Annotated in this window: 21 protein-coding genes; all 21 read left to right on the top strand. The window is 63.9% G+C overall.

Going from position 1 to position 19546, the window contains the following annotated elements; genetic code table 11:
* Window positions 1-76: 76 nt before the first annotated feature.
* The 21 genes from flgB (at window position 77) to flgK (ending at window position 19546) form a co-directional block, all read left to right on the top strand.
* On the top strand, window positions 77-457 hold the full coding sequence (gene flgB, locus LB558_RS25785; protein ID WP_013529798.1) for a flagellar basal body rod protein FlgB: 381 nt from the start codon (window positions 77-79) through the stop codon (window positions 455-457).
* Between the two features lie 2 nt (window positions 458-459).
* Window positions 460-876 carry a flagellar basal body rod protein FlgC gene (flgC, locus tag LB558_RS25780; RefSeq protein ID WP_224700135.1) on the top strand — a complete coding sequence of 139 codons (417 nt, stop codon included), beginning with the start codon at window positions 460-462 and terminating at the stop codon, window positions 874-876.
* Window positions 876-1202: a flagellar hook-basal body complex protein FliE gene (locus tag LB558_RS25775; protein WP_224700134.1), complete on the top strand. Its 327-nt coding sequence runs from the start codon at window positions 876-878 to the stop codon at window positions 1200-1202. The genes flgC and LB558_RS25775 overlap by 1 nt, the downstream gene beginning before the upstream one ends.
* An 11-nt stretch (window positions 1203-1213) precedes the next feature.
* On the top strand, window positions 1214-2002 hold the full coding sequence (flgG, locus tag LB558_RS25770; protein ID WP_013529795.1) for a flagellar basal-body rod protein FlgG: 789 nt from the start codon (window positions 1214-1216) through the stop codon (window positions 2000-2002).
* 3 nt (window positions 2003-2005) lie between these two features.
* Window positions 2006-2533: a flagellar basal body P-ring formation chaperone FlgA gene (gene flgA / locus LB558_RS25765; RefSeq protein WP_127257839.1), complete on the top strand. Its 528-nt coding sequence runs from the start codon at window positions 2006-2008 to the stop codon at window positions 2531-2533.
* Window positions 2530-3771, top strand: coding sequence for a flagellar basal body P-ring protein FlgI (locus LB558_RS25760; RefSeq protein ID WP_224700133.1), 1242 nt, complete (start codon window positions 2530-2532; stop codon window positions 3769-3771). The genes flgA and LB558_RS25760 overlap by 4 nt, the downstream gene beginning before the upstream one ends.
* Before the next feature lie 3 nt (window positions 3772-3774).
* Window positions 3775-4362: a MotE family protein gene (locus LB558_RS25755; protein ID WP_224700132.1), complete on the top strand. Its 588-nt coding sequence runs from the start codon at window positions 3775-3777 to the stop codon at window positions 4360-4362.
* Window positions 4359-5066, top strand: a complete 708-nt coding sequence (gene flgH / locus LB558_RS25750; protein ID WP_127257844.1) for a flagellar basal body L-ring protein FlgH — start codon at window positions 4359-4361, stop codon at window positions 5064-5066. Before LB558_RS25755 ends, flgH begins: the two co-directional genes overlap by 4 nt.
* A 16-nt stretch (window positions 5067-5082) precedes the next feature.
* Window positions 5083-5577 (top strand): flagellar basal body-associated FliL family protein, encoded by a 495-nt coding sequence (locus LB558_RS25745; RefSeq protein ID WP_224700131.1) that lies wholly within the window; start codon window positions 5083-5085, stop codon window positions 5575-5577.
* Window positions 5574-6305, top strand: coding sequence for a flagellar type III secretion system pore protein FliP (fliP, locus tag LB558_RS25740; RefSeq protein WP_013529789.1), 732 nt, complete (start codon window positions 5574-5576; stop codon window positions 6303-6305). Before LB558_RS25745 ends, fliP begins: the two co-directional genes overlap by 4 nt.
* Window positions 6306-6504: 199 nt before the next feature.
* Window positions 6505-7500, top strand: a complete 996-nt coding sequence (locus LB558_RS25735; protein ID WP_224700130.1) for a flagellin — start codon at window positions 6505-6507, stop codon at window positions 7498-7500.
* A 268-nt stretch (window positions 7501-7768) separates the two neighbouring features.
* Window positions 7769-8836, top strand: coding sequence for a flagellin (locus LB558_RS25730; RefSeq protein ID WP_224700129.1), 1068 nt, complete (start codon window positions 7769-7771; stop codon window positions 8834-8836).
* A gap of 135 nt (window positions 8837-8971) precedes the next feature.
* Complete coding sequence (fliF, locus tag LB558_RS25725; protein WP_224700128.1) at window positions 8972-10618, top strand: flagellar basal-body MS-ring/collar protein FliF; 1647 nt, start codon at window positions 8972-8974, stop codon at window positions 10616-10618.
* Window positions 10619-10621: 3 nt separating this feature from the next.
* Complete coding sequence (locus tag LB558_RS25720; RefSeq protein ID WP_224700127.1) at window positions 10622-11248, top strand: hypothetical protein; 627 nt, start codon at window positions 10622-10624, stop codon at window positions 11246-11248.
* A complete protein-coding gene (locus tag LB558_RS25715) occupies window positions 11245-12576 on the top strand; it encodes a MotB family protein (protein ID WP_224700126.1) in 1332 nt (443 codons plus the stop codon). Before LB558_RS25720 ends, LB558_RS25715 begins: the two co-directional genes overlap by 4 nt.
* Complete coding sequence (locus LB558_RS25710) at window positions 12573-13946, top strand: chemotaxis protein MotC (RefSeq protein WP_224700125.1); 1374 nt, start codon at window positions 12573-12575, stop codon at window positions 13944-13946. The genes LB558_RS25715 and LB558_RS25710 overlap by 4 nt, the downstream gene beginning before the upstream one ends.
* Window positions 13943-15319 carry a flagellar hook-length control protein FliK gene (locus tag LB558_RS25705; protein ID WP_224700124.1) on the top strand — a complete coding sequence of 459 codons (1377 nt, stop codon included), beginning with the start codon at window positions 13943-13945 and terminating at the stop codon, window positions 15317-15319. The genes LB558_RS25710 and LB558_RS25705 overlap by 4 nt, the downstream gene beginning before the upstream one ends.
* Window positions 15249-15836: a transglycosylase SLT domain-containing protein gene (locus LB558_RS25700; RefSeq protein WP_224700123.1), complete on the top strand. Its 588-nt coding sequence runs from the start codon at window positions 15249-15251 to the stop codon at window positions 15834-15836. Before LB558_RS25705 ends, LB558_RS25700 begins: the two co-directional genes overlap by 71 nt.
* Before the next feature lie 223 nt (window positions 15837-16059).
* The gene (locus LB558_RS25695) at window positions 16060-16728 is read left to right on the top strand and encodes a response regulator transcription factor (RefSeq protein WP_224700122.1); all 669 of its coding nucleotides are present in this window, start codon (window positions 16060-16062) and stop codon (window positions 16726-16728) included.
* A 79-nt stretch (window positions 16729-16807) separates the two neighbouring features.
* Window positions 16808-18064, top strand: a complete 1257-nt coding sequence (locus LB558_RS25690) for a flagellar hook protein FlgE (RefSeq protein ID WP_224700121.1) — start codon at window positions 16808-16810, stop codon at window positions 18062-18064.
* A 27-nt stretch (window positions 18065-18091) separates the two neighbouring features.
* Complete coding sequence (gene flgK, locus LB558_RS25685; protein WP_224700120.1) at window positions 18092-19546, top strand: flagellar hook-associated protein FlgK; 1455 nt, start codon at window positions 18092-18094, stop codon at window positions 19544-19546.

Below are 19546 nucleotides of genomic sequence, written 5' to 3'. Positions count from 1 at the left end.
TCTCAGACTTCCGGCCATCCGCAAGGCCCGCGCAAGACTGGCGGCCTAGTCTCTGGGTACCTGCTCGGAGATTCCCATGGAGCCCGTTTCCCTTTTCGACCTCGCCGCCAAGCAAGCGCAATGGCTGGCAGTGCGCCAGTCGGCAGTCGCCGGCAACATCGCCAATGCCAACACGCCAGGCTATACGGCAAACGACGTCGAGCCATTCGAAAAGGTGCTCGACCGCGCCGCCGTATCGCTGCAGGCCACCCAGGCCGGCCATCTCGGCAATGCAGCGACCAATGCCGGCTTCACCATCAAGCCGCAGGAGGATGACGGCGTCGTCATGCCGTCCAAGAACTCCGTCGTGCTGGAAGACCAGTTGCTGAAAGCCGGCGAGGTGCGCCGCTCCTTCGAACTCAACACGGCGATCGTCAAGGCGTTCCATTCGATGATGATGATGGCGGTGAAGAGCTGACCATGGACGCGCTGACCGCAGCCCTCAAAGTCGCAGCATCCGGCCTCGGCGCGCAGTCGGAGCGTCTGCGCGTGGTTTCCGAAAACCTGGCCAACGCCCAGTCGACCGGCACCGCGCCCGGCTCCGATCCTTATCGCCGCAAGACCATCAGCTTCGTCTCCGAGCTTGACCGGTCCTCCGGCAGCTCAACGGTTGCAGTGAATTCGATCGATCGAGACCCCAGTGACTTTCCAGTCGAGTTCCAGCCCGGCAACGAGGCCGCCGATGAGAAGGGCTACGTCAAGATGCCCAACGTCAACGTGCTGATCGAAATGGCCGACATGACCGAGGCCAACCGCTCCTACGAGGCCAACCTTCAGGTCGTCAAGCAGGCCCGCGACCTGATTTCCATGACCATCGACCTGATGAGGAACCAGTAATGATCAGCGGTATCGGAGCCCTTCAGTTCAAGCCGTCGATCGGCGGCGATGACACGGCGACAAGCCTGCTCCAGGGCGGCGCGACACCCTCCGTCGGCGGTAACATCGGTACCTCCTTCACCGAGGCGCTGAGCCAGGCAGCCTCCAAGACCGTCAACACCCTGCAGAATGCCGAGCAGGTATCGCTGCAGGCGCTCAAGGGCGACGCCGACACCCGTCAGGTGGTCGACGCCGTGATGAGCGCGCAGCAGGCGCTTCAGACCGCCGTCGCGATCCGCGACAAGGTGGTTTCCGCCTATCTCGAAGTCAGTCGAATGGGCATCTGAGGATTTCCGCCATGAAAGCACTCGCCATCGCCGCCACCGGCATGAATGCCCAGCAGACAAATCTGGAAGTCATCGCCAACAACATCGCCAACATCAACACCACCGGCTACAAGCGCGCCCGTGCCGAATTCTCCGACCTGCTCTATCAGGTCGACCGCACGCAAGGCGTACCCAACCGCTCCAACGCCTCGCTGGTGCCGGAGGGCGTCTCGATCGGTCTCGGCGTCAAGACGACGGCCGTGCGCAACGTGCACACCCAGGGCGAACTGACCAGCACCGGCAACAGTTTCGACCTGGCGCTGACCGGCAGGGGCTGGTTTCAGATCGAGGGTGCCGACGGCGGCACGCTCTACAGCCGCGCCGGCGCTCTCAACACCAACGCCACCGGCCAGTTGGTGACGGTCGACGGTGCTGCCGTCATTCCGGCAATCAACGTCCCCGTGGATGCCGTCGAGGTCATCGTCAACAAGACCGGCCAGGTCTTCGCCCGCATCGACGGCCAGACCGACCTTCAGAACCTTGGTCAGCTTCAGATCGCCAATTTCGCCAACGAGGCCGGCCTGGCGCCGCTCGGCGACAATCTGTTCCAGGAAACCACGGCTTCGGGGCCGGCGAATGTCGGCGTGCCTGGTGATCCCGGCTTTGCCACCATCCAGCAGGGCTATCTCGAAGCCTCCAACGTCGACCCGGTCAAGGAAATCACCGAGCTGATCTCGGCGCAGCGCGCCTATGAGATGAACTCAAAGGTCATCCAGGCCGCCGACGACATGGCCTCCGTGGTCTCCAAGAACATCAGGTAACGCATGATGTCGACGCCCGGCCTCCTGTCCGCATTCCGCCGCACCGCGCTCGTCCTTGCGCTGGTGACCGGCACGATGCCGGCTTTTGCCCAGGAATCAGCCAACCAGTCGGCCACCCGGATCGCCAGCAATCAAGCTGTCGGCGAGGTGGTGCTTATTCCGAGCCGGGTTATCTATCCCGGCGAGACCATCAACCTTGCTGCCCTGAAACAGGTCACCCTTATCGTCGGCAAGCACAAGCCGGAGGCGGTCGCCACACGGGTCGAGGAACTGGATGGCAAGGTCGCCAAGCGCACGTTGCTGCCCGGCCGCTACATTCCCTCCACAGCCATCCGCGAGGCCTGGCTGGTCGAACAGGGCGCTTCCGTGCAGATCTTCTTCATCGCCGGCGGGCTGACGATCTCGGCCACCGCCGTGACGCTGCAGCCAGGAGCCGCGGGCGACCTCGTCAAGGTTCGCAACATCGACAGCGGCAAAGTCCTGTCCGGCACTGTGATGGCGGATGGAACCATCCAGGTCAGCGCTTCATGATGCGCGGGCTTACCCTGATACTGGCAGCCGTGCTTGGCCTGCAGCCGGCGCTGGCCGACGGCCTGACGCCGAAGGCCAAGCGCGAGCTCGCCGCGAAGAATGGCGGCGTCTACAACGATCCCGAATATGATCCGGCCACCACCAGCCGCATGTTCCGGGTTTCGACCGGGCCGAGTTCGCTGCCGCCGGGCCAGGTCGCCTCGCGCATCAAGGACATCGCCCAGTTGCAGAGTTCGCGCGACAATCAGCTCGTCGGCTACGGCCTGGTCATCGGCCTTGCCGGATCGGGCGACAGCCTGCGCAACTCGCCATTCACCGAACAGTCGATCCGCGCGATGCTCGAAAATCTCGGCATCGCCACCGAAGGCGGCAGTGCACGTGCCAAGAATGTCGCCGCCGTCATCGTCACCGCCAACATGCCGCCCTACGTGCAGTCGGGCGCCCGCATCGACATCGACGTCTCCTCGATGGGCGACGCGACCTCGCTTTCCGGCGGCACGCTGATCATGACGCCGCTGAAGGCGGCGGACGGCGAGATCTATGCCGTCGGCCAGGGCTCGGTCATCGTGTCCGGCTTTACCGCCCAGGGGCAGGCCGAGCAGCTGACGCAAGGCGTGCCGACCTCCGGCCGCGTGCCGAACGGCGCCATCGTCGAGCGTGCTGTCCAGGCCGAGTTCGACGATCAGGCGATCCTGACGCTGCAACTGCGCAATCCCGATTTCTCGACCGCTATCCGCATCGCGGACGCCATCAACGATTACACCGGCCAGCGCTTCGGCATGCGGGTGGCGGCCGAGCGCGATTCGCGCACCGTTCAGATCAGAAGGCCGAAGGGTGTCTCGGCGGCGCGCTTCTATGCCGAAATCGAGAATTTGGTGGTCGAATCCGACACGCCGGCTCGTGTCGTCATCGACGAGCGCACCGGCACCATCGTCATCGGCAATGACGTCAAGATCTCACGGGTCGCCATCAGCCACGGCACGCTCACCGTGCGCATCACCGAAGCGCCGCGCATCGTCCAGCCCGAGCCCTTCTCCAAGGGCGAGACCGCCGTGGAACCGTTTACCGCCATCGACGCCAGCCGGCCCGACGCCCGCGTTGCCGTGCTTGACGGACCCGATCTCCAGACCCTCGTTTCCGGCCTCAACCGGCTCGGCGTCAAGCCGGACGGCATCATCGCCATTTTGCAGGGCATCAAGTCGGCCGGGGCCCTGCAGGCCGACCTGGTTCTGCAATAGGCGATGCCGATGACGCGCTCCTTCCCACGCCATGACAGACACCGCAAAGCCGCGATCCTGCTCGCGACCGCCATCCTCGCGGCTCTGCCCTTTGCCGGCGACACCGCACGCGGCGAGGAGACGGTCCGCCAGATCCTGCCGGGAGCACCGGCGGCAGCGGCGCCGCGGCAATTGAAACGGGAAAAGGCGCCGGACCAAAGCGAGATCGAGCGCTTCTGCTCAAACATCGCCGACGCCGCCCGCGACCGCCGCTATGTCCTGCAGGCGGAGGAACTGAAACAGCTCCAGGCCGGCATTGACGAGCGCATGAAAGCTCTCGACGCAAAGAAAGCTGAATACGAGACCTGGCTGAAGCGGCGCGAGGTTTTCCTGGCCCGGGCCGAGGACGGCGTCGTCCAGATCTACGCCGGCATGAAACCCGACGCCGCCGCCGAACGGCTGGCCATCGTCAACGCCGATCTGGCTGCGGCCATATTGATGAAGCTCGATTCACGCAAGGCGAGCGTCATCCTTAACGAAATGGACCAGAAGGCGGCGGCGACGCTCACCGGCATTATGGCCAGCGCAGCCCGAAGGGTAGATCCGTCATGATCCGGAAAATGCTTGTCCTGTGCGCGGTCACCATGCTGTCCGGTTGCGGAACCAACCTCAAGGAGGTCGGCAGGGAGCCGGCCCTCTCCCCGGTCGGCTCCGGCATCGATGGCGGCAGCACCGGCTCGCTCTATCGCTACCCGCAAACGCCGCCCGCGCCGGTCAAGAAATTCTCGTTGTGGGACGACCGCCAGAGCCGGCTGTTCACCGACCCGCGGGCGCTGTCCCAAGGCGACATCCTGACGGTCAAGATCAAGATCAACGATCGGGCCAACTTCAAGAACCAGAACGACAGGAGCCGCACCGCCAATCGCAAGCTCGGTTACGACCTCAGCGCGCAGTGGGACAAGTGGAGCACCGCCGGCAAGGGCGCTGGGGCTCTCAGCTCCACCACGGACACGACGGCTGACGGCGAGATCAAGCGCTCGGAAACGCTTGAACTCAATGTCGCGGCGATCGTCACCGATGTGCTGCCCAACGGCAATCTGATGATCACCGGATCGCAGGAAGTGCGCGTCAACGCCGAGCTCAGGGTGTTGACGCTCGCCGGCATCGTGCGGCCGGCCGATATCGGCGCCGAAAACACCATCCCCTACGAACGCATCGCCGAGGCCCGCATCTCCTATGGCGGACGCGGTCGCATCACCGAGGTCCAGCAACCTGCCTACGGCCAGCAGATTCTCGACCAGGTTCTTCCGTTCTAGGATCGGGCAGGGCGCCGTGGCAAATATCGAACAGGCTCAGCCGCGCAAGGGTCCCTCCCCTGCCATTCAGGCCGGCATGCTGCTGGTTGTGACGGCGGCCGCCATTGGCATGGGCTGGATGTCCGGCGGTTATCTCAAAGGCGTCGACGCGCCGGCGTCGGTACCCGTCGCGCCCGAGAACGAAGGCAAGATCGTGCAGCCCGCTGCGGCCGATCAGCCAGGCCAGGGCCCGATGCTTGTGGTGCTGGCACCGATCACCACCAACATCGCCTCGCCTGCCGGCACCTGGATCAGGATGGAGGTATCCGTCGTCTATGACGTGCCACAGCCACAGGCAATGTCGGATGACATCCACCAGGACCTTTTGGCCCTGGTGCGCACGTTGAAGATGCATCAGATCGAGGGCGCCAGCGGCTACCAGCACCTGAAGGCCGACCTCGAAGAACGCGCCGCGATCCGCAGCAAGGGTCACGCCAAACAGGTACTCGTCAGGACATTGCTGCTCGAATGAGAAAGTTCCTTCTCGCCACGGCCATGATCGCCGCCGCCACCTCCATCGCGGCGGCCCAGCAGCTCGATCTCGGCGGCATCGGCAAGGCTGACGGCACCACCGTCGGCTACATCATCCAGATGTTCGGCCTGCTGACCGTTCTGTCGGTGGCGCCAGGCCTGCTGATCATGGTGACCAGCTTCACCCGTTTCGTCATCGCCTTCTCGATCCTGCGCGCCGGCATCGGCCTGCAGTCGACACCGGCCAACCTCATCCTGATTTCGCTGTCGCTGTTCATGACCTTCTATGTCATGGCGCCGACCTTCGATCAGGCCTGGAACACCGGCGTGAAGCCGCTGATGGACAACCAGATCACCCAGACCGAAGCCTTCGACAAGATTTCGGACCCGTTCCGCACCTTCATGCTGCACAATGTGCGTGACAAGGATTTCGACCTCTTCGCCGACCTCGCCCGAGAGCGCGGCCAGACCGTTTCGCGTGACACCGTCGACCTGCGCATCCTGGTGCCAGCCTTCATGATCTCGGAGATCCGGCGCGGTTTCGAGATCGGCTTCCTGATCGTACTGCCATTCCTGGTCATCGACCTGATCGTGGCCACCATCACCATGGCGATGGGCATGATGATGCTGCCGCCGACAGTGGTGTCGCTACCGTTCAAGATCCTGTTCTTCGTCCTGATCGACGGCTGGAACCTGCTTGTCGGCAGCTTGGTGCGCTCCTTCAACTGACCCTGCCGCGCCGGCTCGAAATCCCAGCAATATATTTTCGATTAACCGTCCGGTTTAGCCCTTTGGTAGGGACTTGCCCGCATATTCGCTCGCAGATGGCGGGTGATCGATTTCAGAGATCATTGGCATGATGCCGCACCGTCATACCGGGAGACCCGGTATGTCAAAAGAACACCTGTAAAATCAAGGTACGAGTACCATGTCGAGCATCATGACGAACTCCGCCGCGTTGACGGCTCTGCAGAGCCTTAACGCCACCAGCAAATCCCTCACCGACACCCAGGCCCGCATCTCGACCGGTTACCGCGTCTCGCAGGCCTCTGACAACGCTGCTTACTGGTCGATCGCCACCACGATGCGCTCCGACAACCAGGCAATGTCCACCGTTTCGGACGCTCTCGGCCTCGGCGCCTCGAAGGTCGACACCGCCTACACCGGCATGAACAGCGCGATCTCGACCATCAACCAGATCAAGGCCAAGCTGCTGGCATCCTACGGCCAGACGGACGCCTCGAAGGAAAAGACCCAGACCGAAATCACCGCTCTTCAGGCGCAGATGAAGTCCTACGCCGACGGCGCCACCTTCTCCGGCACCAACATGCTGTCCGTAGACAGTGGCGCAACAGCCACGGCGGCTTCCGATGTGAAGATCCTTTCGGCCTTCAACCGTGACGCGGCCGGCGCATCTTCGATCTCGACCATCGACGTCAAGGTGGAAAACATCAAGCTCTATGAAGCTGGTACCACCGCGACACTCAATAAGGGCATCCTGGACTCGCAGCGCACCGGCTCCACCGGTGTGGCCACCCTCACGGCCGTTGCCGTGACCCTGGGCGCCGCCGCAACGGCCACCGACACCTATTCGGCCGCCTCGCTCTCCATCTTCTCGGGCGGCACGGCTGCCAGCGATACGCAGATCAAGCAGATGCTGACCGTCATCGACTCCGCGCTCGCCGACATGACCAACTCGGCCACCACGCTCGGCGCCGCCAAGAGCAGTATCGATCTGCAGAAGACCTTCACCTCGGACCTGATGGACTCCATCGACCGCGGTGTCGGCCAGCTCGTCGATGCCGACATGAACAAGGAATCGACCCGTCTGCAGGCCCTGCAGGTCCAGCAGCAGCTCGGCGTCCAGGCGTTGTCGATCGCCAACGGTTCCTCGCAGTCGATCCTGTCGCTCTTCCGCGGCTGATCGCCTTCGCTCAACCACAGTTCGCATTAAAAAATCGGGCCGCGCCAAAAGCGCGGCCCGATTTGCGTTTTGCTCCAGCCCCGCGCAATCCTCGGTCCTTAACTCTCAAGAGCCAGCTTTTAACAGGCTGTTAACCATGCCGCGCTAGTTATGGTTAACCAATAGCTTACGACAGTTGGCGATTCGGTCCGACCGGCACGATGCCACCCGTTGAACAGGCCTATCCGGCATGTCTGAGCATGTCGGCTTTTGAGAAGGAGCGACTTTCTTGGCGAGCATCATGACCAACGCTTCGGCGTTAACCGCGCTTCAAAGCCTCAGCGCCACCAACAAGTCGCTCGAACAGACGCAGGCCCGCATATCGACCGGCTACCGGGTCTCGCAGGCCTCCGACAACGCCGCCTACTGGTCGATCGCCACCACGATGCGCTCGGACAACGCGGCCCTGTCGACGGTGCAGGATGCACTCGGCCTCGGTGCCTCGAAAGTCGATACCGCCTACACCGGCATGAACAATGTTCTGACAACGATTGGCCAGATCAAGACCAAGCTGCTTTCGACCGTCGGCCAGACGGACGCAGCCAAGGCAAAAACCCAGACCGAGCTCAAGGCGCTTCAGGCGCAGATGAAGTCCTTTGCCGATGCGGCCACTTTCTCCGGCTCGAATTTCCTTGCGGTGACTTCCAAGCAGGTCGCAGCCGCCAATGATGGCGTCCAGCCCGACTCGCAGATCGTATCCTCATTCAATCGCTCCTCGTCCGGCGCCATCTCGATTGGAACGATCAACATCGATGTCGAGGGCACTAAGCTTTTCGACTACGGCCTGACCACGGACGTCAAGAACTACGGCACCCTCGATCGCCAGACCTCCATCTATGCCACTGGGGCCGCCCAGACCCTGTATGACACCGCCTATTCGGCCGCGATCGCGGGCGGACTAACGGACATCGCCGCAAACTTAGCTGGCCAGACGGCGGCGGGAGCGGTGGTGGCCAAGGTCGACAATATTTCCGCCTACAACCTCGACATCACGGCGGCCGGGGTAACCGACGACATCATCACGCAGATGGTCACCAGGATCGACAAGGTCATGGCGCAGCTGACCGACTCCGCCACCATCCTCGGTTCGGCCAAGAGCAGCATCGACCTGCAGAAGACCTTCACCCAGAGCTTGATGGACTCTATCGACCGCGGCGTCGGCCAGCTCGTCGATGCCGACATGAACAAGGAATCGACCCGCCTCCAGGCACTGCAGGTGCAGCAGCAGCTCGGCATCCAATCGCTGTCGATCGCCAACAGCGCCTCGCAGTCGATCCTGTCGCTGTTCAAGAGCTGATCGCGGCCGCCACCGGCGCCCTCCTTTCCGCACTCCGATTATCGGGCCGCGCCGCAAGCGCGGCCCGATTTCATTTTCGCACAAGCTTCGAAGACTAGAGTTCCGGCGGGCAATCATGCTGGGAGTCGTTGAACCGTGCCGGAACAGATCCAGAGCATCATCTCGAATCTCCGCGGGTTTGGCGTGAAGCGCCTCGCCATGCTGGCGGGCATCGCCGTGCTGGTGATGGGCGTCATCGGCATCGCCTCGGTCTATCTCAACCGCCCCGCCTACGACACGCTCTATGTTGGACTCGACCGCGCCGACGTGAACCAGATCGGCCTGGTGCTGGGCGAAGCCGGTATCGGCTTCGATGTCGGCGCCGATGGAACCTCGGTTCTGGTGCCGGCCGGCACCACCGCTCAGGCCCGCATGCTGCTCGCCGAAAAGGGCCTGCCGACCAGCGCCAATGCCGGCTACGAATTGTTCGACAATGTCGGCTCGCTCGGCCTCACCTCCTTCATGCAGCAGATCACCCGCGTGCGCGCGCTGGAAGGCGAGATCGCCCGCACCATCCAGTCGATATCCGGCATCAAGGCTGCGCGGGTCCACATCGTCATGTCCGAACGCGCCAATTTCCGCCGCGACGAGCAGCAGCCCTCCGCCTCCGTGGTCATCCGCTACGCCGGCATCGACGCCGAGAAGAGCGCCATGTCGATCCGCCATCTCGTCGCCGCCGCCGTTCCGGGCCTGTCGGCCGACAAGGTGACTGTTCTCGATTCCAGCGGCAATCTGCTGGCCGCTGGCGACGATCCTTCCAACACCAGCGCCGCCCGCACGCTCGGCGTCGAGCAGACCGTCGAGGCGCAGATAGGAGACAACATCCGCCGTGCGCTGACGGCCTATCTCGGCCCCGACAATTTCCGCGCCAGCGTCAAGGCCGAGGTCAACACCGACACCCGCCAGACGGAAGAGACCATCTTCGATCCGAATTCCCGCGTCGAACGCTCGGTACAGTCGGTGCGCGCCAACGAGAACAACAACCAGAAGCAGGCTTCCACTCCGGCCAGCGTCGAGCAGAACCTGCCCGAGACCCAGGCAACCGCCACCGATGGTCCGCAATCCTCCTCGCAGAACGACCGCAGGGAAGAGATCACCAACTACGAGATCAATTCCAAGAAGATCGCCACCGTCTCCAACGGCTACACCGTCACCAAGATGTCGATTGCCGTGGTCGTCAACCAGCAGCGGCTGACGACCATCCTCGGCAAGGACGCCACGCCGGAGCAGATCACCAAGCGCGTCGCCGAGATCCAGAAGATGGTCACGTCCGCTACGGGCCTGGACGAAAAGCGCGGCGACATCATCGACGTCTCGGCGGTCGAGTTCATCGATGGCCTGGATGGCGAGGCGATCCCGCAGGCGGGAATGCTCGATTCCATCGGCCAGCATGCCGGCACGATGATCAATGCGGGTGCCTTCATCGTCGTGGTGTTCCTGGTCGCCTTCTTCGGCCTGAGGCCGATGGCCGCGGCGCTGACGGCAAAGGCTACTCCGGCCCTGGCAGGTCCCAGCTTCGACGACGTCCAGCGCTCGCTGCCGACCCCGGAGGCAATGGCCGCCACCGACAATGCCGCGGTTGGCGCCTTGCCAGGCACACGCCCAGGCCCCACACCGCTCGACGATCTTCGCCAGAAGATCCGGCCGGCGCCGCAGGACCGGCTTGCCAGGATGGTCGACCTCAACGAGGAGCGCACCGCGCAAATCCTGCGCAAATGGGCTTCCCAGGAAGTGGCGGTGTAATCCATGCCCTCCGCAGCCCTCTTCGACCTTCTGCCTGATTTCGCGACGCGCGCGCAACGTGCCGGCCAGCCCCGGGCAGCAGTCGATCCCGAACACAAGCCCGAGACGCGGGCGCCGCAAGCCGATATCGGCACGCTGATCGCCGAGGCTGTTGCTCAGGCGGAGGCAGCGCTGGAGGTCCGCCTGTCGGCTGCGCATGACGCCGCGCTCGAAGCCGAACGTCAGGCCAATGCCGAGGAAGCAAGGATATTTCTCGAAAGCCTCGGCGACGACGTCGGCAAGGCCGTCTCGTTGCGCATCGATGCGATGGAGGCGCGCGTGACCGGACTTGTCGCCGCCACGGTCGCCCGCATCATCGGCGGCATAGTCAGCGACGATCTACAGAAACGTTCGATCGATGCATTGGCCGGCGCCGTTCGCGAAGCGGTTGGCGATGCCGAAGCGGTCCGCATCGTCGTACGCGGCCCGCTCTCGATGTTCGAAACACTGAAGGCGTCGCTCGGACCTCGCGCCGCCAATCTCGACTTCGTCGAGGCACCAGGCTTCGACCTGACCGTCGCCATCGACGAGGCGGTGTTCGAGACGCGCATGGCCGAATGGTCGACGACCCTCTCGGAGGTTTTGGCATGAGCGTCGCCGAGGCCGGACACACGCCCCACGAAATCATCATCGTGCGTCGTGGCCATGACGACCATGACGAGGCTCATCATGGCGGCGTCTGGAAGATCGCCTTCGCCGACTTCATGACGGCCATGATGTGTTTTTTCCTGGTCATGTGGCTGATCAATGCCGCTAACGAGCAGACCAAGGCAGCCGTCGCCAGCTACTTCAACCCGGTCAAGCTGGTTGACCGCAATTCGAGCCGCAAAGGTCTTGAGGACCTCGGCGACGGTCCGCGCGCGATCGGGACGACGGCCGACAATCCGAAGAAGGCGACCAACAAGGCCGGCCAGGACGGCGATGGCTCGGCGGACCGCAAAGAAGACAAGCAAGACCTCCCGCAAGCGGAACACTCCGACGAGCACCTGTTCGCCGACCCCTACGCGGTACTTTCGGAAATCGCCACCGATACTGGCGTCATGCAGAATGTCAGCCAGAAGGGTGACGGCGGCGTGCAGGCTGCCGGCCCGGCTACCGGCGCCTCCGGTGGCGCCTCCTACCGCGATCCCTTCGAGCCGGATTTCTGGTCGCAGCAGGTCGCGGCGCCCGGCGCCGAGGCCAGCTCCGAGCGCACCAAGATCGAGGGCGATCCGGCCAAGCCCGGCGACAAGACCGCCGAAACGCAAGTGCTCAAAGTCAAAGCCGTGCCGCCTGTCGCGGCCGCACCGCTTGAGCCGCAGGCAAAGGACGTGACCGGCAAGGAGGCCGCGAACCCTGCCAGTGCAATGGCCGGCGAGACCAAACCGGGCACCAAGGCCGCCGACGCAGCCAAGGCAGAGCCTGAGGCGCAAAAGGCGCCCAAGCCCGAAATCGGTGAAAAGCTACCAACCGCGGCTGCCGTGAAGGCAGCGGCCGACGTCAAGCGGCAGTTGGCCGATGCTTTCAAGCCTGGCGACAAGCTGCACGACGGCGTCTCGGTCGAAGCCACCGACAAGGGCGTCGTCATCTCGATCACCGATCAGCTCGACTTCGGCATGTTCGAGGTCGGCTCGGCGTTGCCGAGACGCGAACTGGTGCTGGCGATGGAGAAGATCGGCCGCATCGTCAACAGCCAGAAGGGCACCATCAGCATCAACGGCCACACCGACGCCCGGCCGTTTCGCAGCGACAGCTACGACAATTGGCGGCTGTCGACGGCGCGCGCGCATTCCGCCTATTACATGCTCGTGCGCGGCGGCGTCGACGAACGCCGCATCACCGAGGTCGCCGGCTTCGCCGACCGTCAGCCGAAGGTAGCAGCCGATCCATTGGCGGCCGCAAACCGCCGCATCGAGATCCTGATGGCGACCGGCGGATGAAGCGAGCGGCCGTCACCCGCCGGTTGATTGGCCTGCTGCTGCTGGCCGGCGGACACCCGTCGGCCGGTTTCGCCCAGGACGCGCTGCAGCCGTATCAGTTGGTGCGCTCGCTGCAACTCATCCAGGACCGCATAGCCGCCGGCGATCATGCCGCCCTGCCGATGCAGGCCAAGCTGCTGGAGATGGCGGATGCGCGCCTGCGCACGGCGAATGCCGATGACTACAAGGATCCCAAGAACTTTCGGGCCCTGCTTGTCTACGGCATGAGCGGCGGCAACCCGGTGACCGTCGAAGCGGCCACGTCGCGCGCTACAACCGACCCGCAAAGCCTTGCCATCGCCAAAGGCGTGATCGACTACCTCAACGGCAGGCCCGGCGAGGCTATCGAAGCCTTGAGGCCTATCGATCCCATGGCGCTGCCTCCGGATCTCGGCGCCTTCCTCGCCCTGGTCAAAGGCTCACTGCTTGCCGGCGATCAACCGGCGACCGCACTCGGTCTGCTCGACGAGGCAAGGTTGCTCAGTCCCGGCACGCTGGTCGAGGAAGCGGCACTTCGCCGTTCGGTCGGCCTTGCAGTCGCGCAAGGCGACGCGGCACGTTTCGCCCTTGCTTCCACACAGTATGTCGAGCGCTACCTCTATTCGCCCTATGCCAGCCAGTTCGCCGACTCCTTCGTCTCGGGCGTCATCGCGCTGCACATGTCGATCAGCCAGGAGAAGCTGGGCGACATCACCTCGATGATGGATCCCGAGCGCGAGAAGGTGATCTATCTCCGCATCGCCCGCCGTGCCGCGATAGACGGCCTGAACGACCTGTCGGCCTTCGCTTCGGCCCGGGCCGAGCAGGGCCGCGACGGCAACACCAATCAGGACGATCCGCGCGCTCTGCTCTATGCCAGCCTTTCCACCGTCACCTCGGGCACAATCGAGGACGTTCGTGCAAAGCTCGGCAAGATCGACCGCACCAGGCTCTCGGAAGGCGACCGCGCCTTGCTCGACGCCGCGCAGGCTATTGCCGGCGAGGTCGTCGCGCCGCCCACCGCCCTTCCGGCGGAAAAACCTGCCCCTGTTGCGGCCGAGCAACCTCCGGCTCCCGAGATCGCCACGCCGCAAAACCCCGACGACAGTGGACTACCACCGGTCGAAGGCGCCATCTCGGAGCAACCTGCCGCCACCGCGGCCTCCGGCGGACCGGCCGCCAATGCTCCGGACTCAGCGGTAGTTGCAGCCACATCCTCCGACGCAGCGACCGTCATGCCGGCGTCGGCACCGTCGCCCGCGGCCGGTCCCGATCCGACCGACGCCGCCATGACCAGAACACGTCGACAGCTCGATCTGATCGACCAGATGCTTGGAGCCGCCCCCAAATGACCACCAGCCTCGGCTCGGCCTTGCCAGGATTTGCCTCCACGCGCGCGACGTCGGAGCAGCCGGCCGCAAACGGCAGGAACGATGACGCTGGCTTCGGCAAAATGCTGCGCGACGATGCCCGCCCGGAACGGCAGCCGTCGACAGAGGCGCGATCGCGCGACCAGCGCTGGAGCAAGCTCGCTGCGGGCCTTGCCCGGCATGACGCCAAGGCCGAACCGGCATCGGCCGAGCCCGGAAGGACCACCTCGGCCAAAGGCGCAAACGCGAAAACCGGCAAGGACGATTTGGAAGCAAAGACGCACGAGGCCGACGCCGAAGAGATGGCGTCGGATACCGCGCCGCTTCAGGACGACCTTCCGCTGCTGATCGCATTTCATGACCTGCGGCATTTCTCGACAGCGGCCAAGGCAGCCGGGAGCAATGCGGCCACTGGCGAGAATCCGCCGGACCCGGCGCTCGGCGGACAGGCGTCCCTGCCAAAGACCTACCGGTCAAAATCCTCGGGCGGACGCGAAGCACTCGAAACCATATCGAAGCCGGAGCAGGCGTCGATCGTCGACGGACCTTTGACGGCGCTTGACGGTCAGTCGCCGAGCGCTGCCTCCAGCGCGCCAAAACGCGACGTCACAGCGGCGGCCCAGAAGCTGTCGGACGCGCCGGCTGCCGATGTGCCCGGCGTGCGGTCGAAACAGGCTACGAATCCGATGAAGAGCATCGAGGACGTCCAGTCCGCGATGCGGCCCGAAGCAGGAAAACAGTCCCTGTCCACTGCACGCATCGACGTGGTGTCCGAACAGAGCTTTCCCGCCCCGCCGCAAAGTCCCATCAGCCAGGCGGCCCTCAATGTGATCAACGCCATAGCCGCAGACACTGGGCCGCAAAAGGCGCTTTCAGCCTCACCCACGCCCACCCATCTGGCAAGCTCTGTTGCCGTTCCGACACATGTGCTGAAGATCGAACTCCACCCCGCCGAACTTGGCATGGTGACGGCCAATCTTCGCCTCTCCAGGGAACAACTTTCGATTGAGCTGAAGCCTGAAACACACGACGCCTACCGTCGGTTGTCAGCCGACAGCGAGGCCATCGTCAAATCGCTGCGTGGGCTCGGCTTCGAGGTTGACCAGGTCACAATTCTGCAACCCTCGGTAGCGGTCACCGCTACAACCCGCACCGATGCAACCGCCCCCTTGCCGGCTGCGGCAGGCCGCGATCCAGCATCCTTTCAACCCGGGAATTCGGGCAGTGGCAATGGTGGAGCCGGCGGCCAGCAACCGGGCCACCAATCCTCAGGAAAACGCAACGATGACGCGCAGGACTACGGCCGCGGCACTTCGCCTTCTCGCGAGCGCGCTGGCGGCGATATCTTTATTTAGCGTGGCAAGCGCTGCCGCCGCCGCGACCAACCCTTGCGAGCCTGAGATCCTGCGCGCCGCCGATCGTTATGGCGTGCCCGCCGGCATCCTCTATGCCGTTGGCCTGACGGAGACCGGAAACAAGGGCAGCCTTCAACCCAACGCCTTGAATATAGAAGGAAAAGCAGTCTTTCCAAGGAGCCGGACCGAGGCCCTTGCCGCCTTCACCAATGCCCGGCGCGAGGGCAAGACCCTGATCGATCTGGGCTGCATGCAGATCAATCACCACTACCACGCATCGCATTTTCGCAGCGTCGAGGACATGCTCGACCCACGTCAGAACGTCGACTATGCGGCGCGCTTCCTGGCCAGCCTTCATGCCCGTCACGAAACCTGGTCGATGGCCGTTGCCCGCTATCATGCTGGTCCCGACAACGACCCGGCGCAGAAGATCTATGTCTGCCGTGTCATTGCCAACATGGTCGCCACCGGCTTTGGAAAATGGACCGCGAACGCCCGCGGCTTCTGCAACCCATAAGCGCATTTTCTGCTTCTAATTGAGCAACCATGCAACCCGGAATTGTTGGTCTGACTTGGCCGAAACTTGGCGCCGAATGGATATCTGGCCGCACCCTAATGCAACCGATACGATTCCAGACTCCCAAGAAACTAGCTACAAGAAATGACGGTTGTTCAGGATTCCCGCCAGCGGATAGGCCTCTCTTCACGGGGCAAATGATTTGATTCGGAAGGCGGGGCCGATGATTGTGATCGTTGACGAGCGCGAGCTCGTAACAGAGGGATACAATTCACTTTTCGATCGTGAGGGCATCGCCTGTGCAGGCTTTGCATCCGGCGAATTCGGTGAGTGGGTGAATTCGGCCGCCGACACCGATCTGCGCTCGGTCCGAGCCTTCCTCCTCGGCGACTGCCGCGAAGGCTCCATCTCTCCCCGCCAGATCCGCGACCGCACCGGCGCTCCGGTGATTGCGCTCAGCGAACAGCATTCCCTTGAGAACACGCTGCGGTTGTTCGAGAGCGGCGTCGACGACGTCATTCGCAAGCCCGTCCATATCCGTGAGATCCTGGCTCGCATCACCGCGATCCGCCGCCGCGCCCAGGAAGACGTCGCCTACACCGAGATCGGCGCCATGCGCATCTTCATGGACGGCCGCGATCCCGAGATCGACGGTCAGCCCCTCCCCCTGCCGCGCCGTGAGCGCCGCATCCTCGAATATCTGGCGAGCAATCGCGGGCGCCGCGTCACCAAGACCCAGGTTTTCAACGCCATCTACGGCATTTTCGACGAAGAGGTCGAGGAGAACGTGGTGGAAAGCCACATCAGCAAACTGCGCAAGAAGCTGCGCGAGAAGCTGGGCACCGATCCGATCGATTCCAAGCGTTTCCTCGGCTACCGGCTCGTCTTCTGATGCAGCGCCGCGCCAGCCTCGCGCAAGAAAACATGCGTAGCCTCGTAGCCAGCAGCATGGACACAGCGGAGACGTTTCGATGAGCCTCTACGGAATGATGCGGACCGGCGTTTCCGGTATGAACGCCCAGGCAAACCGCCTGTCGACGGTCGCTGACAACATCGCCAATTCCGACACCACCGGCTACAAGCGGTCCTCCGCCGAATTCTCGACTCTGGTCATGCCGTCGACTGGCGGCGCCTACAATTCCGGCGGCGTCACCACGACGATCCGTCAGGCGGTCAGCGATCCGGGTGTGCTTCAGTACACGACCTCGGTTTCCGACCTTGCCGTCAGCGGCGATGGCTTCTTTGTCGTTCAGGATCCGAGCGGCACCCCTTACCTGACCCGAGCCGGCGCCTTCGTTCCCGACGGTCAGGGCAGACTGGTCAACTCGGCCGGCTTCCAGCTGATGGCCTACAGCTACGACAACGGGGTACCGGCAGCGACGGTCAATGGCTTCGAGGGGTTGGTCCCGGTTGTCATCTCCGACCAGGGAATGACCGCGGCACCGAGCACCGAGGGCAGCTATGCCGGCAACCTGCCGGCCGGCGCGACACCGGTCGCCGCCGGCAATCTGCCCACCACCAATGCTGTCGGCGCGCAGTACACTTCAAAATCCTCCATGGTTGCCTACGACAATCTCGGCAACAAGAAGCTGCTCGACGTCTATTTCACCAACACCGGCGCCGGCACCTGGCAGGTCTCGGTCTTCGATCAGTCTAAGGCCACCGCCGGAACAGCATTCCCTTATACCGGCGGCGCGCTGGGCTCGGCCAACCTGACGTTCGACACCACCACCGGCAAGCTCACCGGCGCCGTCGACAGCGTCTCCCTCACCGTGCCCAACGGCGCCGCCTTTTCGCTCGATCTGTCTGCGCTGACCCAGCTTGGCGCCGGCTTCACGGTTTCCGACGCCCAGGTCAACGGCAACGCGCCGAGCACCATCGACAAGGTCCAGATCAGCAAGGACGGCACCATCTACGCCCAGTACAAGGACGGCTCCACAAAGCCGCTCTACAAGATCCCGCTCGCCGACGTACAGAGTCCGGACCAGCTCAAGGCGCTGCCTGGCAATGTTTATTCGCAGGGCACCGAGTCCGGCGCGGTTCGTGTCGGCTTTGCCAATGAAGGCAAGCTCGGCTCCATCGTCTCCGGCGCGCTCGAGAATTCCAACGTCGATATCGCCGAAGAACTGACCAACATGATCGCGGCACAGCGCAGCTACACCGCCAATTCGAAAGTCTTCCAGACCGGTTCCGATCTGATGGACGTCCTTGTCAACCTGAAGAGATAAGACGGGCGTCGCCCGCGAAAGACCCGCATGTCACTGTCTACCGCATTGAGTATCGCCCAGTCGGCGCTTATGAACACCGCGCGACAGACCAGCGTTGTCTCGCGCAACGTCGCCGACGCCTCCAACCCGGACTATTCGCGGCGCCAGGCCGTCGTCACCAGCACGGCGCCGGGCGCGCGTTCGGTCGATATCCAGCGCGCAGCCAACGAGCTTTTGTTTCGCCAGAATCTCGGCGCGCTGTCGGCCTGGAGCGGCCAGAGCGCGCTCTACAGCGGCATGGATCAACTGGGCGTTGCGGTCAATGGCGTCGACAATGCGTCCTCGCCCTCTACCGCAATCGCCGACCTGCAGAAGGCGCTGCAGCTCTACGCCACCTCGCCGTCCAACCAGAACCTCGGCGCCAGCGTCATCGACGCCGCCAAGCAGGTCGTGCGCTCGCTCAACGAGGGCTCCAAGGCAGTCCAGGATTTCCGCACCCAGACCGACGGCCAGATCGCCACGGCCGTCGATGACCTGAACTCGCTGCTCAGCCAATTCCAGGATGCCAACACGGCCGTCATGTCCGGAACCCGTTCCGGCACCGACGTTTCCGATGCGCTCGACCAGCGCGACGCGCTTTTGAAGAAGATTTCGAACTATGTCCCGGTGTCGACCTTCACAAGAGGCGACAACGACATGGTCATCACCACCGGCGACGGCACGACTTTGTTCGAGACGATACCGCGCACGGTCACCTTCGCGGCGTCGGCGGGATATACGGCGGGTACCGTCGGCAATGCCCTCTACATCGACAACGTGCCGATCTCGGCGGGTGCCGGCGGCAACACCAGCGCCAGCGGCACGCTTGCCGGCCTGCTGCAATTGCGCGACGGCGTCGCCTCGACCATGCAGAGCCAGCTCGACGAGACGGCGCGTGGCCTGATCATCGCTTTTGCCGAGACCGCACCCTCGATGGCCAATGCCGCCGGCCTGTTCACCTGGTCGGGCGCGCCGGCCGTGCCGGCCGCCGGCACGCTGGTCAACGGCCTTGCCGCGTCCATCAGCGTCAATGCAGCGATGGACCCGAGCACCGGCGGCAACCCGACGCTGCTGCGCGATGGCGGTGCCAACGGTGCGGCCTATGTCGCCAACACCGGCGGTGGCGCGTCCTATTCCACCCTTCTGATTGCCTATGGCGACCGGCTCGACCAGCCGATGACTTTCGACCCCGCCGCCGGGGTTTCGGCAACGTCCAGCGTGTCCGACTACGCCGCCAATTCGATCGGCTGGTTCGAGGGCGTGCGCCAGCAGGCGTCGACCGCCTCCGACGCCAAGGAAGCACTGGCATCGCGCAGCGCCGAGGCGCTGTCCAACGCGACCGGGGTCAATGTCGACCAGGAAATGTCGCTGCTGCTCGACCTCGAACACACCTACCAGGCATCGGCCCGGATGATGAAAACCGTCGACGACATGATGACGGCCTTGCTCAACGCGGTGGGATAA

Origin of the sequence: Mesorhizobium sp. CO1-1-8 (assembly GCF_020164875.1) — a bacterium.
Classification (GTDB): domain Bacteria; phylum Pseudomonadota; class Alphaproteobacteria; order Rhizobiales; family Rhizobiaceae; genus Mesorhizobium.
Note: the sequence above shows the minus strand (reverse complement) of the source record. Positions and strands in the feature narration are given on the sequence as shown.

Coding starts and splice junctions, on each gene's coding strand:
- LB558_RS25760 (WP_224700133.1), top strand. CDS start 2,530: ATGATGCGCGGGCTTACCCTGATACTGGCAGCCGTGCTTGGCCTGCAG.
- LB558_RS25720 (WP_224700127.1), top strand. CDS start 10,622: ATGCCCTCCGCAGCCCTCTTCGACCTTCTGCCTGATTTCGCGACGCGC.
- LB558_RS25690 (WP_224700121.1), top strand. CDS start 16,808: ATGAGCCTCTACGGAATGATGCGGACCGGCGTTTCCGGTATGAACGCC.
- LB558_RS25700 (WP_224700123.1), top strand. CDS start 15,249: ATGACGCGCAGGACTACGGCCGCGGCACTTCGCCTTCTCGCGAGCGCG.
- LB558_RS25710 (WP_224700125.1), top strand. CDS start 12,573: ATGAAGCGAGCGGCCGTCACCCGCCGGTTGATTGGCCTGCTGCTGCTG.
- LB558_RS25775 (WP_224700134.1), top strand. CDS start 876: ATGATCAGCGGTATCGGAGCCCTTCAGTTCAAGCCGTCGATCGGCGGC.
- flgB (WP_013529798.1), top strand. CDS start 77: ATGGAGCCCGTTTCCCTTTTCGACCTCGCCGCCAAGCAAGCGCAATGG.
- LB558_RS25705 (WP_224700124.1), top strand. CDS start 13,943: ATGACCACCAGCCTCGGCTCGGCCTTGCCAGGATTTGCCTCCACGCGC.
- LB558_RS25755 (WP_224700132.1), top strand. CDS start 3,775: ATGCCGATGACGCGCTCCTTCCCACGCCATGACAGACACCGCAAAGCC.
- flgA (WP_127257839.1), top strand. CDS start 2,006: ATGATGTCGACGCCCGGCCTCCTGTCCGCATTCCGCCGCACCGCGCTC.
- LB558_RS25715 (WP_224700126.1), top strand. CDS start 11,245: ATGAGCGTCGCCGAGGCCGGACACACGCCCCACGAAATCATCATCGTG.
- flgK (WP_224700120.1), top strand. CDS start 18,092: ATGTCACTGTCTACCGCATTGAGTATCGCCCAGTCGGCGCTTATGAAC.
- fliP (WP_013529789.1), top strand. CDS start 5,574: ATGAGAAAGTTCCTTCTCGCCACGGCCATGATCGCCGCCGCCACCTCC.
- flgC (WP_224700135.1), top strand. CDS start 460: ATGGACGCGCTGACCGCAGCCCTCAAAGTCGCAGCATCCGGCCTCGGC.
- flgH (WP_127257844.1), top strand. CDS start 4,359: ATGATCCGGAAAATGCTTGTCCTGTGCGCGGTCACCATGCTGTCCGGT.
- LB558_RS25695 (WP_224700122.1), top strand. CDS start 16,060: ATGATTGTGATCGTTGACGAGCGCGAGCTCGTAACAGAGGGATACAAT.
- LB558_RS25735 (WP_224700130.1), top strand. CDS start 6,505: ATGTCGAGCATCATGACGAACTCCGCCGCGTTGACGGCTCTGCAGAGC.
- flgG (WP_013529795.1), top strand. CDS start 1,214: ATGAAAGCACTCGCCATCGCCGCCACCGGCATGAATGCCCAGCAGACA.